Genomic DNA, 14070 nt, shown 5'->3' on the forward strand with positions numbered 1-14070 from the left:
CGCGGGCCGCAGCCTCGCTACACTATCTGAATAATTTTTTGCGTCACCCGACCCTGGAATCAGCATGGAAACTAAAAAAAACAATATTGAATACATTCCTGAGTATGAAAAATCTTTCCGCCATCCGCGAAACTGGGGAGCCTGGCTTGGCGTTTATGCGTTTGCGGGGATAGCGTTGCTCCCGGCATCCGTGCGGGACCCGTTCCTGGGTACGGTCGGTCGCCTGGCTGGTCGCATGGGCAAAAGCGCGCGTCGCCGTGCGCAGATTAATCTTCTGTACTGTTTCCCTGAAAAGAGCGAGGCCGAGCGCGAGGCAATCATTGATGCCATGTATACCACCGCGCCGCAGGCGATGGCGATGATGGCCGAGCTGGCGCTGAAAGGGCCGGAGAAGGTCCTGCCGCGCGTCGACTGGAAAGGGATGGACATCATCGAGGAAATGCGTCGCAACGACGAGAAGGTGATTTTCCTGGTGCCTCACGGCTGGGGAGTGGACATTCCCGCGATGCTGATGGCTTCTCAGGGGCAGAAGATGGCGGCCATGTTCCACAACCAGGGCAATAAGATTTTTGATTTTGTCTGGAACACCGTGCGTCGCCGCTTTGGGGGTCGCCTGCATGCGCGTAACGACGGTATCAAGCCGTTTATCCAGTCCGTGCGTCAGGGCTACTGGGGTTACTATCTGCCGGATCAGGATCATGGACCCGAGCATAGCGAGTTCGTGGATTTCTTCGCCACCTATAAAGCGACATTACCGGCGATTGGTCGCCTGATGAAAGTGTGCCGCGCGCGTGTGATCCCGCTGTTCCCCGTTTATGACGGCAAAACGCATCGTCTGAGTATTGAAGTACGTCCGCCGATGGATGACTTACTGACCGCCGACGACACGACCATTGCGCGCCGCATGAACGAAGAGGTGGAGCTGCTGGTGGGGCCGCATAAAGAACAGTACACGTGGATCCTCAAGCTGCTCAAAACGCGTAAGCCTGGGGAAATCGAGCCGTATAAACGCAAAGAGCTTTTCCCTAAGAAGTAAATTACCCTTCGCATTGACCCTCTCCCCGCAGGGAGAGGGTTTCGTCCTTGCCGTCGCGATTACTCGACCGTCATAACGCGGGTGGTGTTAGTGGAGCCGATGGTGCTCATGACATCACCCTGGGTCACGATCACGATATCGCCGGACACCAGATAGCCTTTATCGCGCAGCAGGTTCACCGCATCGTTAGCCGCCGCAACGCCGTCGTTGGCGCTGTCGAAGTGCACCGGCGTAACGCCGCGATAGAGCGCCGTGAGGTTCAGCGTGCGCTCGTGGCGAGACATCGCAAAGATAGGCAAGCCGGAGCTGATACGGGAGGTCATCAGTGCGGTACGGCCAGACTCCGTCATGGTGATGATCGCGGTCACCCCTTTCAGGTGGTTGGCGGCATACATCGCGGACATCGCAATCGCTTCTTCCACGTTGTCGAACTGAATATCCAGACGGTGTTTGGAGACATTGATGCTTGGGATTTTTTCAGCACCCAGGCAGACGCGTGCCATGGCGGCCACGGTTTCAGCAGGATACTGACCTGCAGCGGTTTCCGCTGACAGCATAACCGCATCGGTACCGTCGAGCACGGCGTTCGCCACGTCCATCACTTCCGCACGAGTCGGCATTGGGTTAGTGATCATCGACTCCATCATCTGGGTCGCGGTGATCACCGCACGGTTCAGCTGGCGCGCACGGCGGATCAGCGCTTTCTGGATACCGACGAGTTCAGGGTCGCCAATTTCCACGCCCAGGTCGCCACGGGCAACCATCACCACGTCAGAGGCCAGAATGACATCGTCCATCGCATCCTGGTCGCACACCGCTTCAGCGCGTTCGACTTTAGCCACGATCTTAGCGTCGCAGCCCGCATCGCGTGCCAGACGACGCGCGTAGTTCAGATCTTCGCCGCAGCGCGGGAAGGAGACGGCCAGATAGTCAACGCCAATCTGCGCGGCTGTCACGATATCGGCTTTGTCTTTTTCGGTCAGCGCTTCCGCAGAAAGGCCGCCGCCGAGCTTGTTGATGCCTTTGTTGTTGGAGAGTGGGCCGCCAACGGTGACTTCGGTAAACACCTTCATGCCCTGAACTTCCAGCACTTTAAGCTGCACGCGACCGTCGTCGAGCAGCAGGATGTCGCCAGGCACCACGTCTGCAGGCAGGCCTTTGTAATCGATACCGACTTTCTCTTTGTCGCCTTCGCCTTTGCTCAGGTTGGCATCAAGCAGGAACTTATCGCCAATATTGAGGAAGACTTTCCCTTCTTTGAAGGTGGATACGCGAATTTTTGGACCCTGCAGGTCACCGAGGATGGCAACGTGACGGCCCAGTTTAGCCGCGATTTCGCGGACTTTGTCAGCACGTAGTTTATGGTCTTCTGGTGTACCGTGAGAGAAGTTCATACGCACCACGTTGGCACCTGCGGCAATAATTTTTTCGAGGTTATTGTCGCGATCGGTGGCCGGGCCTAAGGTGGTTACGATCTTGGTTCTGCGAAGCCTTCTGGACATGTAATACTCCGTTGACTGAAACAACTTTGGTGTTGCGTGAACAATAAATCGGCCTTCATTCTGCTGCAAAGCATCAGAGAACTGACCGGTTGCCGTGAATCGTACAACGTCATTTTTGACTTTTAAGGGGTGTTACTCTTTATAAGCAATTCTTTATCAAAACGCGATTCCTTCAGCGCTTCCTTGACCCGCTTCAAGTTATCCCTGAATTTTGCCCCCCGGCGGAGGGTAAAACCGGTCGCCAGCACGTCAATTACCGTCAGTTGAGCCAGGCGAGAGACCATCGGCATGTACATGTCGGTGTCTTCTGGTACATCAAGGGTAATGGCAAGCGTGGCCTCACGCGCCAGCGGCGTGCCCGCCGTCGTCAGCGCAATCACCATGGCATCGTTTTCACGTGCCAGCTGTGCCAGCTCGACCTGGCTTTTTGTGCGTCCGGTGTGTGAGATGAGAACCACGACATCATCTTCGCTACAATTCATACAGCTCATGCGTTGCAACACAATGTCATCGGAATAGATAACCGGCACGTTGAAGCGGAAAAACTTGTTCATCGCGTCGTGCGCCACGGCGGCGGAAGAGCCCAGCCCGAAAAAGGCGATGCGCTTGGCCTGCGTCAGTAAATCCACCGCGCGATTCACCGAAGCCATCTCTAACGACTGACGGACGTGGTCCAGCGTGGCCATTGCCGACTCGAAAATTTTTGCTGTATACGCATCAACGCTGTCGTCTTCATCCACATTGCGATTAACATACGGGGTGCCGTTTGCCAGACTTTGGGCGAGATGCAGTTTAAAATCAGGGAAGCCGCGCGTTTCCAGGCTACGGCAGAATCGGTTAACCGTCGGTTCGCTGACGCCCGATTCCTGTGCCAGAGCGGCGATGCTTGAATGAATCGCCTGAGCGGGCGAAGCGAGAATGACTTCAGCCACTTTTCGCTCGGATTTGCTAAGGTGTTCCAGTTGGAACTGGATTTTTTCCAGCATGTTCATTATTAACAAGACGCTCGTGAGGGCAGAAACGATTTCATTAATCGATGAAATCACGAATCGATTTCGTCGATATTACCCCTGTGACCTCCCTAAAGGGTAACAGTCGATAAGAAATGATGTTGTTTTTTTTCATTACTTGATCGCTGTCGGGTTTTACAGCGGTCAATGAGTACAAAGAATCAACGGTTTTCGCACCATTACTGCGTCACCTGCCGCAGACTGGCGAAAAATCGCGGTATCGCACGCGACGTTAAGCGCTAATGGTTTCGGGAATGACGTAAAAGCAGTACAGTGCATTGTAATAAAATTACAACGATACCTGGCAGAAGCACCGGGTATTCCAACTGAGGAGAATGACATGGCGGTAACGCAAACAGCCCAGGCATGTGACCTGGTCATTTTCGGCGCGAAAGGCGATCTTGCACGCCGTAAATTGCTGCCTTCCCTGTATCAACTGGAGAAAGCGGGCCAACTTCACCCGGATACCCGTATCCTGGGCGTGGGGCGCGCCGACTGGGACAAGGACGCTTATACCAAAGTCGTGCGTGAAGCGCTCGAAACGTTCATGAAAGAGAAAGTCGACGAACGTTTGTGGGATACGCTGAGCGGACGCCTTGATTTCTGCAACCTGGACGTGAATGACGTGAGCGCGTTTACCCGTTTAGGTGAGATGCTGGACCAGGAAAACCGCGTCACCATCAACTATTTCGCGATGCCGCCAAGCACCTTCGGCGCTATCTGCCGCGGTCTGGGCGAGGCAAACCTCAATGCCAAGCCTGCGCGCGTGGTAATGGAAAAACCGCTGGGCACGTCACTGGCTACCTCTCGTGAGATCAACGATCAGGTGGGAGAGTATTTCGAAGAGTGCCAGGTTTACCGTATCGACCACTATCTGGGTAAAGAAACCGTTCTGAACCTGCTGGCGCTGCGTTTCGCCAACTCACTGTTTGTGAACAACTGGGATAACCGCACCATCGACCACGTGGAGATCACCGTGGCTGAAGAGGTGGGTATCGAAGGGCGCTGGGGTTACTTTGACCAGGCCGGCCAGATGCGCGACATGATCCAGAACCACCTGCTGCAGATCCTCTGCATGATCGCCATGTCGCCGCCGTCTGACCTGACGGCTGACAGCATCCGCGATGCCAAAGTAAAAGTGCTCAAATCACTGCGTCGCATTGACCGCTCCAACGTGCGTGAGAAAACCGTTCGCGGTCAGTACACCGCAGGCTTTGCGCAGGGCAAAAAAGTGCCTGGCTACCTGGAAGAAGAGGGGGCGAACAAAGCCAGTAACACCGAAACGTTTGTGGCGATCCGCGTTGATATTGATGACTGGCGCTGGGCTGGGGTGCCGTTCTACCTGCGTACCGGTAAACGTCTGCCGACGAAATGCTCTGAAGTAGTGGTGTATTTCAAGAACCCGGAACTGAACCTGTTCAAAGAGTCCTGGCAGGAGCTGCCGCAGAACAAGCTGACCATTCGTCTGCAGCCAGACGAGGGCGTGGATATCCAGATCCTCAATAAAGTCCCGGGGCTGGATCACAAGCATAACCTGCAGACCACCAAGCTGGACCTGAGCTACTCCGAAACCTTCAACGAAACGCACCTTGCGGATGCTTACGAACGCCTGCTGCTGGAAACCATGCGTGGTATCCAGGCGCTGTTCGTGCGTCGTGATGAGGTTGAAGAGGCGTGGAAATGGGTCGACTCCATCACCGAAGCCTGGGCTGCCGATCAGGATGCGCCAAAACCGTATCAGGCGGGCACCTGGGGCCCGGTTGCCTCCGTTGCGATGATCACCCGCGATGGTCGTTCCTGGAACGAGTTTGAGTAAGATTTCCTCTAACCCAGAGGTGTTATTTTACCGGTAACATGATCTAACACAGTTAGTGGCACAATTTTTAATCTTTTAAGCTCCGCGTGGATTCACCCGCGGAGCTTTTTTTATTACACTGCCGGAAGTGATTTTGCCCCTGAGCTCCGGACACCAAGCGTTTCAGCGCTGTTAACAGCCGCAAGAGATAGTGCAAACTCCCGAGCCCGGCCAGATAAATTAGAGGAGCTTTTATGAATCCGACATTGTTACGCGTAACACAGCGCATTACCGAGCGCTCGAAAGAGACCCGTTCGGCCTACCTCGCCCGCATTCAACAGGCCAAAAGTAACACCGTACATCGCTCTCAGCTCGCCTGCGGCAATCTGGCCCACGGTTTTGCGGCGTGTCAGCCTGACGATAAAGACTCGCTGAAAAGCATGCTGCGTAACAATATCGCCATCATTACCTCCTATAACGACATGCTGTCTGCGCACCAGCCGTATGAGGTCTACCCAAATATCATTCGTAAGGCGCTGCACAGCGTCAACGCGGTGGGGCAGGTGGCTGGTGGTGTACCGGCAATGTGCGATGGCGTCACACAGGGCCAGGATGGGATGGAGCTGTCCCTGTTGAGCCGCGAAGTGATCGCCATGTCGGCGGCCGTCGGCTTATCCCATAACATGTTTGATGGCGCGCTCTACCTCGGCGTGTGTGACAAAATCGTCCCGGGCCTGGCGATGGCGGCGCTGTCCTTCGGTCATCTGCCTGCGATCTTCGTGCCGTCAGGCCCAATGGCGAGCGGCCTGCCGAACAAAGAAAAAGTGCGTATTCGCCAGCTCTATGCCGAGGGCAAAGCCGATCGTCAGGCGCTGCTCGAAGCCGAGGCCGCCTCCTATCACGCCCCTGGAACCTGCACCTTCTACGGAACGGCCAACACCAACCAGATGGTGGTGGAGTTTATGGGCATGCAGCTTCCGGGATCGTCCTTCATTCAGCCGGATGCACCGCTGCGTCAGGCGCTGACCGAAGCCGCGGCACGCCAGGTAACGCGCCTGACCGGAAACGGCAACGAATGGATGCCGCTGGGCAAAATGGTTGACGAGAAGGTTATCGTTAATGGGATCGTTGCGCTGCTGGCCACTGGCGGCTCGACCAACCACACCATGCACCTGGTGGCGATGGCGCGCGCGGCGGGCATTCTGATTAACTGGGATGATTTCTCTGACATCTCTTCCGTCGTGCCGCTGATGGCGCGCCTGTACCCGAATGGCCCGGCGGATATCAACCACTTCCAGGCTGCCGGTGGTGTACCTGTTTTGATGCGCGAGTTGCTGAAGGGCGGGCTGCTACATGAAGACGTGAACACGGTAGCAGGCTTTGGTTTGCAGCGTTACACTCTGGAGCCTTGGCTGAACAACGGCGAGCTGGACTGGCGCGAAGGGGCGACGGCTTCTCTCGACGCGAACGTCATCGCGACGTTTGAACAGCCATTCTCGCCACACGGCGGCACCAAAGTGCTGAGCGGCAACCTGGGCCGCGCGGTGATGAAGACCTCCGCCGTACCGGAAGAGAACCAGATTATCGAAGCGCCAGCCGTGGTGTTTGAAAGCCAGCATGACGTATTGCCTGCTTTCGATGCCGGTCTTCTGGATAAGGATTGCGTCGTGGTGGTCCGTCATCAGGGGCCAAAAGCGAACGGCATGCCAGAATTGCATAAACTTATGCCGCCGCTTGGTGTATTATTGGACCGCCGTTTCAAAATTGCGTTAGTGACCGATGGACGCCTCTCCGGGGCATCAGGTAAAGTACCTTCAGCGATCCACGTGACCCCGGAAGCCTACGACGGCGGCCTGCTGGCGAAGGTCCGTGATGGCGACATCATTCGCGTTAACGGCCAGACGGGTGAGTTAACCCTGCTGGTGGATGAGGCCGAGCTGGCGGCACGTAAGCCGCATATTCCTGACCTGAGCGCGTCGCGCGTGGGCACCGGGCGTGAAATGTTTGGCGCGCTGCGTGAGAAACTTTCCGGCGCGGAGCAGGGCGCAACCTGTATTACGTTTTAAGACGACTTGATTTTAACGATCTGGCGAGAGAAGACTCTGATGAAAAACTGGAAAACAAGTGCAGAAGCAATCCTGACAACAGGCCCGGTAGTGCCGGTTATCGTGGTGAACAAACTGGAGCACGCCGTTCCGATGGCGAAAGCGCTGGTTGCAGGCGGTGTTCGTGTTCTGGAAGTGACGCTGCGTACCGCATGTGCGATGGACGCGATCCGCGCTATCGCCAAAGAGGTGCCGGATGCCATCATTGGCGCGGGTACCGTGCTGAACGCGCAGCAGCTGGCGGACGTTACCGAAGCGGGCGCACAGTTTGCCATCAGCCCGGGCCTGACTGAGCCACTGCTGAAAGCGGCAACCGAAGGCACCATCCCACTGATCCCGGGCATCAGCACCGTTTCTGAACTGATGCTGGGCATGGACTACGGTCTGAAAGAGTTTAAATTCTTCCCGGCGGAAGCCAACGGCGGCACCAAAGCGCTGCAGGCAATTGCAGGCCCATTCTCACAGGTTCGCTTCTGCCCGACCGGCGGTATCTCACCGGCGAACTACCGTGACTACCTGGCGCTGAAAAGCGTGCTGTGCATCGGCGGTTCCTGGCTGGTTCCGGCGGATGCGCTGGAAGCAGGAGACTGGGATCGCATCACGAAGCTTGCTCGCGAAGCGGTTGAAGGCGCGAAGCAGTAAACTATCCGCCGTAAGAAAAACGGGCCAGATGGCCCGTTTTTTTATCCCGTCACCTTCACGTTAGCTGCGGCTGTTTTCGCTCTCGCGACCGCATCCTCCACGTCCTGACCGGTGGCTAACGCCACGCCTAACCGACGCGTTCCGTCGATGTCTGGCTTACCAAACAGGCGCACCTGCAAACCGGCACCCACAGCGTTCTCGACGTTATCAAACGTGACGTTCTGGCTGGTTAACTGCGGCAGGATCACCGCTGACGCGGCCGGGCCGTACTGACGGATGCCGCCAACCGGCAGGCCGAGGAAAGCCCGCACGTGCAGGGCGAATTCGGAAAGATCCTGTGAAATCAGGGTTACCATCCCGGTATCGTGCGGACGCGGGGAGACTTCACTGAAAATCACCTCGTCACCGCAGACGAACAGTTCCACGCCAAACAGCCCGTATCCGCCGAGCGCCAGCACCGTCTTGCGGGCGATCTCCTGCGCGCGTTCCAGCGCCAGAGCGCTCATTCGCTGCGGCTGCCAGGATTCACGGTAATCGCCATCTTCCTGGCGATGACCGATCGGATCGCAGAAGTGTACACCGTCTGCGGCACTGATGGTCAGCAGGGTGATCTCGAAATCAAACTTCACCACGCCCTCGACAATCACGCGTCCGGCCCCTGCGCGGCCACCCTGTTGCGCATAATCCCAGGCGCTATCCAGCTGTAAGCTGTCACGGATAAAACTCTGACCTTTCCCTGAGGAGCTCATCACCGGCTTAATGATGCACGGGTAGCCAATCTCCTCAACGGCCTGCAGAAAACCGGCTTTGTCGCCAGCAAAACGGTAGCTGGAGGTGGGGAGTTGCAACTCTTCTGCCGCCAGGCGACGAATGCCCTCGCGGTTCATGGTCAGTTTCGCGGCGTTTGCGCTGGGTACGACGCGCTGGCCTTCCTGCTCAAGCGCGACCAGCGTATCGGTGGCGATGGCTTCGATTTCAGGCACCACATAATGCGGTTCTTCTTTGGCAATCAGCGCGCGCAGGGCCTCGCCGTCCAGCATGTTAATCACATAAGAACGATGCGCGACATGCATGGCCGGCGCGTCCGGATAACGATCAACAGCAATCACCTCAACGCCTAAACGCTGGCACTCGATGGCGACTTCTTTACCCAGTTCACCCGATCCCAGCAGCATTACGCGCGTCGCTGCCGGACGCAGCGCGGTTCCTAAACGTGTCATAACTATCCCCCTGAAAAAGTTGCGCGCAGTATAAACGAAAACGTTTGCGTCTGTCTTGTCAGGGGCAAAGGTGACAGGCAAGAAATTTGCGCTTCTTTAGTGCCAACAGACATTTCCTGACGTCCACTCGCTTAGGCTGTGAAGCATGTTCACCATTAAGCGAGAGAAATCATGTCAGGTTGGTTGAATCAATTGCAATCCATGCTGGGTCAAAAAACGTCCTCTTCGGGGACGGGCGAGCAGGGGCTCAGTAAACTTCTGGTTCCCGGTGCGCTGGGCGGGCTGGCAGGGCTACTGGTCGCGAACAAATCCTCGCGCAAGCTGCTGACCAAATACGGCACTGGCGCGCTGCTTGCGGGCGGCGGGGCCATCGCCGGCTCCGTGCTGTGGAACAAATACAAAGATAAGGTGCGTACCGCGCATAACGATGAGCCGCACTATGGTGAGCATACCTCGCCGCTGGATATTCGTACGGAACGGCTGATTCTGGCGCTGGTGTTCGCCGCGAAGAGCGACGGACATATCGACGACCAGGAGCGCACGGCAATTGAACAACAGCTGAGCGAGGCGGGCGTCGAAGCACAGGGCAGGGCGCTGGTGGCGAAGGCCATCGAACAGCCGCTTGACCCGCAGCGACTGGCCCAGAGCGTTAAAAATGAAGAGGAGGCGCTTGAACTCTATTTCCTGAGCTGCGCGGCTATCGATATCGATCACTTTATGGAGCGGAGCTACCTTAATGCGCTGGGCGATGCCCTGAAGATCCCTCAGGACGTGCGGGAAGGCATCGAGAAGGATATTCAGCAGCAAAAACAGGCCCTGGCGGGCTAATGCTTTCCTAAACTGGCCATGTTTCGCTTGCATCATGCGTGTGTTTTGCCAACCTTATAGGGTGTAAAACTCAAAAGTAAAACGAACATGCCACCGAAAGCCCGACGCACTGCTTACGCGATCACCACGCATGGAGATACGCGTATTGACCACTATTACTGGCTGCGGGACGATACGCGCTCGCAGCCGGATGTCCTCGACTATCTGCACGAGGAAAATGACTATGGCCGTAAGGTCATGGCCAGCCAGCAGGCGCTGCAGGATCGTTTGCTGAACGAAATGGTGCAACGTGTCCCGCAGCGCGATATTTCCGCGCCCTGGACTAAAAATGGCTATCGCTATCGCCATGTCTATGAGCCTGGCAACGAGTATGCTATCTACCAGCGTCAGTCCGTGCTCAGCGCCGAGTGGGATGAGTGGGACATCTTGCTGGATGCCAACAAGCGTGCGGCCCACAGCGAGTTTTATACATTAGGCGGCATGTCCATCTCGCCGGATAACGCCATTATGGCGCTGGCGGAAGATTATCTCTCGCGCCGTCAGTACGGCCTGCGCTTTCGCAATCTGGAAACCGGAAACTGGTATCCGGAAATGCTGGACAACGTCTCGCCGGACTTTGTCTGGGCGAACGATTCCGAAACGGTCTACTACGTAAAAAAACATGCCTCCACGCTGCTGCCTTACCAGGTCTGGCGGCATACGGTGGGCACCTCGTCTGCCGACGACGAACTGGTGTATGAAGAAAAAGATGAGACGTATTATGTCAGCCTGCATAAAACATCGTCCCGCCACTATGTGATCATCTACCTGGCCAGTGCGACCACCTCGGAAGTACTCTTGCTTGATGCGGAACTTCCCGACGCGCAGCCGCTTTGCTTCCTGCCTCGCCGCAAAGATCACGAATACAGCCTCGATCATTTCCAGCACAGCTTTTACCTCCGCTCCAACCGTGAAGGTAAGAACTTCGGGTTGTATAAAACCAAGGTGCGCGACGAGCGCAAATGGGAAGTGCTTATTCCCGCGCGTGAACAGGTCATGCTCGAGGGCTTTACCCTGTTTACCGACTGGCTGGTGGTGGAGGAGCGCCAGCGCGGGCTGACCAGCATCCGGCAGATCAACCGTAAAACGCGGGAAGTGGTGGGTATCGCCTTTGACGATCCGGCCTATGTGACCTGGATTGGTTTTAACCCTGAACCTGAATCGTCGCGGCTGCGCTATGGGTATTCGTCAATGACCACCCCTGATACGCTGTTTGAGCTGGACATGGACACCGGGCAGCGTCAGGTGATCAAGCAGGCCGAGGTGAAAGGCTTCGACTCTGACAATTACCGCAGCGAGCACCTGTGGGTGACCGCGCGGGACGGTGCGGAAGTGCCCGTGTCGCTGGTCTATCACAAGGCGCATTTCAGTAAGGGTAAAAACCCGCTCCTGGTTTACGGCTATGGTTCGTACGGATCCAGCATGGACGCCGACTTTAGCAGCAGCAGGCTGAGCCTGCTCGACCGGGGTTTTGTCTATGCCATCGCCCATATTCGCGGCGGCGGCGAGCTGGGTCAGCAGTGGTACGAAGACGGTAAGTTCCTGAAAAAGAAAAACACCTTCTACGACTATCTGGACGTGTGCGATGCGCTGGTGGAGCAGGGTTATGGCCATCCCGATCTCTGCTTCGGCATGGGCGGCAGCGCCGGTGGCATGCTGATGGGGGCGGTGATCAACCTGCGCCCCGATCGCTTCAAGGGCGTTATCGCCCAGGTGCCGTTCGTGGACGTGGTGACCACCATGCTGGATGAATCTATCCCGCTGACCACCGGGGAGTTCGAAGAGTGGGGAAATCCGCAGGATGAAACCTATTATCGCTACATGAAAGAGTACAGCCCGTACGACAACGTTGAGGCGAAAGCCTATCCGCATATGCTGGTGACGACGGGCCTGCATGATTCGCAGGTGCAGTACTGGGAGCCGGCGAAATGGGTGGCGAAACTGCGCGAGCTAAAAACCGACGATAATCTGCTGTTGCTCTGCACCGACATGGATTCCGGGCACGGCGGGAAATCGGGGCGCTTCAAATCCTATGAAGGGGTGGCGCTGGAGTATGCGTTTCTGATTGGTCTGGCGCAGGATACGTTGCCAGGCCGTGCAGAACGTTAGGCTTCGCCGAGATAGTGCTTCAGCGTTAAGCGCAGCTCCGGGCTCATTCTGTCGAGGTTGTTATACAGCCAGCGCAGATAGCCCGGATCGTTGTCCGCGACTTCGGCTACCGCTTTGCCGCGGTATTTGCCGAAGGTGAAGGTGGTTAACAGCGCAGGGCGACCGGTTATGGTCGCCATATCTTCCGGCGTCCAGCCTGACGTATTCATAATATCAATCAGCAGCGCGGCGGTGATATAGCAGTCATACAGCGCGCGGTGGTGATGCAGCCCCTCCGGCGTTTGGACGCTGAGCTTGCGGGATTTATACAGCGCCATATTGCTGTATTTGATCCCCGGCCACAGGCGGCGCGCGAGCTTCATGGTGCAGATCCACTCCCCGGGCATCTCCGGCAGCACGCGACGGTCGAAGCTGGCGTTATGCGCCACATACCAGGGGCTACCGTGATAGTGAGGGATAACCTCCTCAATCCAGGGTTTATCCGCCACCATCGATTCCGTGATGCGATGGATAGCCATCGCCTGCGTGCTGATCGGGCGATCGGGGCGAACCAGATGACTCATTGGGTTGACTATCTGTCCGTCGACAACGTCGACAGAGGCCACTTCCACAATCCCGCCCTGAAGATCGCAAGTTTCGGTATCGATGACGCGCAGCATTGAATGCTCCTGACCAAAAATGCTTAGCCTAATGGAATGATATCCCCTTGCCAACCCCGTCTGTCCAGTGAGCCGGTTAACAGCAGTTCCCCTTTATCGGCGCGAACGATGAGCTGCCCTCTCTCATCCCACAGTGCGCTGCCGCTGCGCGCGTTAGCCATTAAGACCGCAATGGCATATTTATGGGCAAAACGCTGTAACGTGCCGATGGACTGACGCCAGCGGTTATCCCCCACGTCCTGACTGCTGGTAAAGAGCGTCGCCTGAGGATCGAGATCGAGGGCGTCTGCCGGGGTTTCGATAATGGTTAACCGCTTTTCGCCCGGCGTCAGGCTCGCACCGCTGCCCTGAGGGTAGCGCAGGATCGACTCGCGGTAGGGTGCGAAAAGGGCAAGCCCCTTGTGGCGCTGCCCATGCTTTTCGAGCGGAAGCCCGGCAACAATGGTGATGCCGTAGGTCTGGGCGGCAAGGAGGAGAGGGGCGAGTTGGGTATCGTCCGGCGGCGGGGGAAGCGTCGCCGTGCCGGGGCCAGTGAGCGAGAGCTCCGGGAACACCAGCAGATCGCATTGCAAACGAACCGCCCGATCGACGAAGCGGAGGTGATGTTCAACATGATCGTCAACACTGCCGTGCTGTCGGGCATACTGTGCCGCAGCAATATTCCATCGTGACATCGTGATTTCCTTATACACTGAGTCGCTGTGATCTAAGAATACACCTATTTCTATAAGGTTTTTCTTATCCTGCCACAATGCGCGTAAGGAAGTGTAACGAGTCTTTAATGTTATTTAACTTTAGGCTCGTACGGCAGACGGGAAAGGTTTACGGAGGCGAGACGGTGCGCAATTAAGCGCTCACGGAACCAGTCGCGCAGGTGTGCGGGCTGTTCACGCTCAACCACCTCTGCCACGATGGGCATGTTATAGCGCTCTTTGAACGCGACGCCAGCGGCGGCGAGGTCGACGTTTACTTTGTCCATCTCCTCCTGAGGAAGGGCAGCCAGATTAGTCTTCATTTCCTTCTCCTTTGTTATGCGGCGGCAACGTTACCGCGATTACACGATGATGACAAGTCAGCGCAGGATGTTCCTCGACTCGGATATTATACAGCGTTATCCTTTGCCAT

The 14070-nt window shown here is 56.6% G+C and carries 12 protein-coding genes; 6 read left to right on the top strand and 6 right to left on the bottom strand.

Annotation, left to right across the window (positions count from 1 at the left end):
• Nucleotides 1–64: 64 nt before the first annotated feature.
• Nucleotides 65–1036: a lauroyl-Kdo(2)-lipid IV(A) myristoyltransferase gene (gene lpxM / locus ACWKX3_RS03060; RefSeq protein ID WP_058610194.1), complete on the top strand. Its 972-nt coding sequence runs from the start codon at nucleotides 65–67 to the stop codon at nucleotides 1034–1036.
• 59 nt (nucleotides 1037–1095) lie between these two features.
• On the opposite strand, the gene pyk is transcribed toward lpxM, so the two are convergent.
• Complete coding sequence (gene pyk, locus ACWKX3_RS03065; protein WP_006176040.1) at nucleotides 1096–2538, bottom strand: pyruvate kinase; 1443 nt, start codon at nucleotides 2536–2538, stop codon at nucleotides 1096–1098.
• 122 nt (nucleotides 2539–2660) lie between these two features.
• Complete coding sequence (locus ACWKX3_RS03070) at nucleotides 2661–3530, bottom strand: MurR/RpiR family transcriptional regulator (RefSeq protein WP_006176039.1); 870 nt, start codon at nucleotides 3528–3530, stop codon at nucleotides 2661–2663.
• 358 nt (nucleotides 3531–3888) lie between these two features.
• Here ACWKX3_RS03070 and zwf point away from each other — a divergent pair, with 358 nt between their 5' ends.
• From zwf to kdgA, 3 genes are all read left to right on the top strand, one after another.
• Nucleotides 3889–5364, top strand: a complete 1476-nt coding sequence (gene zwf, locus ACWKX3_RS03075; RefSeq protein WP_006176038.1) for a glucose-6-phosphate dehydrogenase — start codon at nucleotides 3889–3891, stop codon at nucleotides 5362–5364.
• A 233-nt stretch (nucleotides 5365–5597) separates the two neighbouring features.
• A complete protein-coding gene (edd, locus tag ACWKX3_RS03080) occupies nucleotides 5598–7409 on the top strand; it encodes a phosphogluconate dehydratase (RefSeq protein WP_006176037.1) in 1812 nt (603 codons plus the stop codon).
• 39 nt (nucleotides 7410–7448) lie between these two features.
• Nucleotides 7449–8090, top strand: coding sequence for a bifunctional 4-hydroxy-2-oxoglutarate aldolase/2-dehydro-3-deoxy-phosphogluconate aldolase (gene kdgA, locus ACWKX3_RS03085; protein ID WP_006176036.1), 642 nt, complete (start codon nucleotides 7449–7451; stop codon nucleotides 8088–8090).
• 41 nt (nucleotides 8091–8131) lie between these two features.
• Here the strand turns inward: kdgA and purT are convergent, their stop codons facing one another.
• Nucleotides 8132–9310 (bottom strand): formate-dependent phosphoribosylglycinamide formyltransferase, encoded by a 1179-nt coding sequence (purT, locus tag ACWKX3_RS03090; protein WP_454541248.1) that lies wholly within the window; start codon nucleotides 9308–9310, stop codon nucleotides 8132–8134.
• Nucleotides 9311–9481: 171 nt separating this feature from the next.
• On the opposite strand from purT, the gene ACWKX3_RS03095 reads away from it, so the two are divergent.
• Both ACWKX3_RS03095 and ptrB read left to right on the top strand, forming a co-directional pair.
• Complete coding sequence (locus ACWKX3_RS03095; RefSeq protein ID WP_058610195.1) at nucleotides 9482–10138, top strand: tellurite resistance TerB family protein; 657 nt, start codon at nucleotides 9482–9484, stop codon at nucleotides 10136–10138.
• An 87-nt stretch (nucleotides 10139–10225) separates the two neighbouring features.
• Nucleotides 10226–12286, top strand: coding sequence for an oligopeptidase B (gene ptrB, locus ACWKX3_RS03100; protein ID WP_101737470.1), 2061 nt, complete (start codon nucleotides 10226–10228; stop codon nucleotides 12284–12286).
• Here ptrB and exoX read toward each other — a convergent pair.
• The 3 genes from exoX to ACWKX3_RS03115 form a co-directional block, all read right to left on the bottom strand.
• Nucleotides 12283–12945, bottom strand: coding sequence for an exodeoxyribonuclease X (exoX, locus tag ACWKX3_RS03105; RefSeq protein ID WP_454541249.1), 663 nt, complete (start codon nucleotides 12943–12945; stop codon nucleotides 12283–12285). The two genes, ptrB and exoX, sit on opposite strands and share 4 nt — an antisense overlap.
• 23 nt (nucleotides 12946–12968) lie before the next feature.
• Nucleotides 12969–13619 (bottom strand): carbon-nitrogen hydrolase family protein, encoded by a 651-nt coding sequence (locus tag ACWKX3_RS03110; protein ID WP_088208266.1) that lies wholly within the window; start codon nucleotides 13617–13619, stop codon nucleotides 12969–12971.
• Between the two features lie 110 nt (nucleotides 13620–13729).
• The gene (locus ACWKX3_RS03115; protein WP_006176029.1) at nucleotides 13730–13960 is read right to left on the bottom strand and encodes a DNA polymerase III subunit theta; all 231 of its coding nucleotides are present in this window, start codon (nucleotides 13958–13960) and stop codon (nucleotides 13730–13732) included.
• Nucleotides 13961–14070: the final 110 nt, after the last annotated feature.

The organism is Enterobacter sp. UPMP2052, from assembly GCF_053709675.1.

Bases quoted from the DNA above. Each gene is read 5' to 3' on its own strand.
- lpxM (WP_058610194.1), top strand. From the start codon at position 65: ATGGAAACTAAAAAAAACAATATTGAATACATTCCTGAGTATGAAAAA.
- pyk (WP_006176040.1), bottom strand. From the start codon at position 2,538: ATGTCCAGAAGGCTTCGCAGAACCAAGATCGTAACCACCTTAGGCCCG.
- ACWKX3_RS03070 (WP_006176039.1), bottom strand. From the start codon at position 3,530: ATGAACATGCTGGAAAAAATCCAGTTCCAACTGGAACACCTTAGCAAA.
- zwf (WP_006176038.1), top strand. From the start codon at position 3,889: ATGGCGGTAACGCAAACAGCCCAGGCATGTGACCTGGTCATTTTCGGC.
- edd (WP_006176037.1), top strand. From the start codon at position 5,598: ATGAATCCGACATTGTTACGCGTAACACAGCGCATTACCGAGCGCTCG.
- kdgA (WP_006176036.1), top strand. From the start codon at position 7,449: ATGAAAAACTGGAAAACAAGTGCAGAAGCAATCCTGACAACAGGCCCG.
- purT (WP_454541248.1), bottom strand. From the start codon at position 9,310: ATGACACGTTTAGGAACCGCGCTGCGTCCGGCAGCGACGCGCGTAATG.
- ACWKX3_RS03095 (WP_058610195.1), top strand. From the start codon at position 9,482: ATGTCAGGTTGGTTGAATCAATTGCAATCCATGCTGGGTCAAAAAACG.
- ptrB (WP_101737470.1), top strand. From the start codon at position 10,226: ATGCCACCGAAAGCCCGACGCACTGCTTACGCGATCACCACGCATGGA.
- exoX (WP_454541249.1), bottom strand. From the start codon at position 12,945: ATGCTGCGCGTCATCGATACCGAAACTTGCGATCTTCAGGGCGGGATT.
- ACWKX3_RS03110 (WP_088208266.1), bottom strand. From the start codon at position 13,619: ATGTCACGATGGAATATTGCTGCGGCACAGTATGCCCGACAGCACGGC.
- ACWKX3_RS03115 (WP_006176029.1), bottom strand. From the start codon at position 13,960: ATGAAGACTAATCTGGCTGCCCTTCCTCAGGAGGAGATGGACAAAGTA.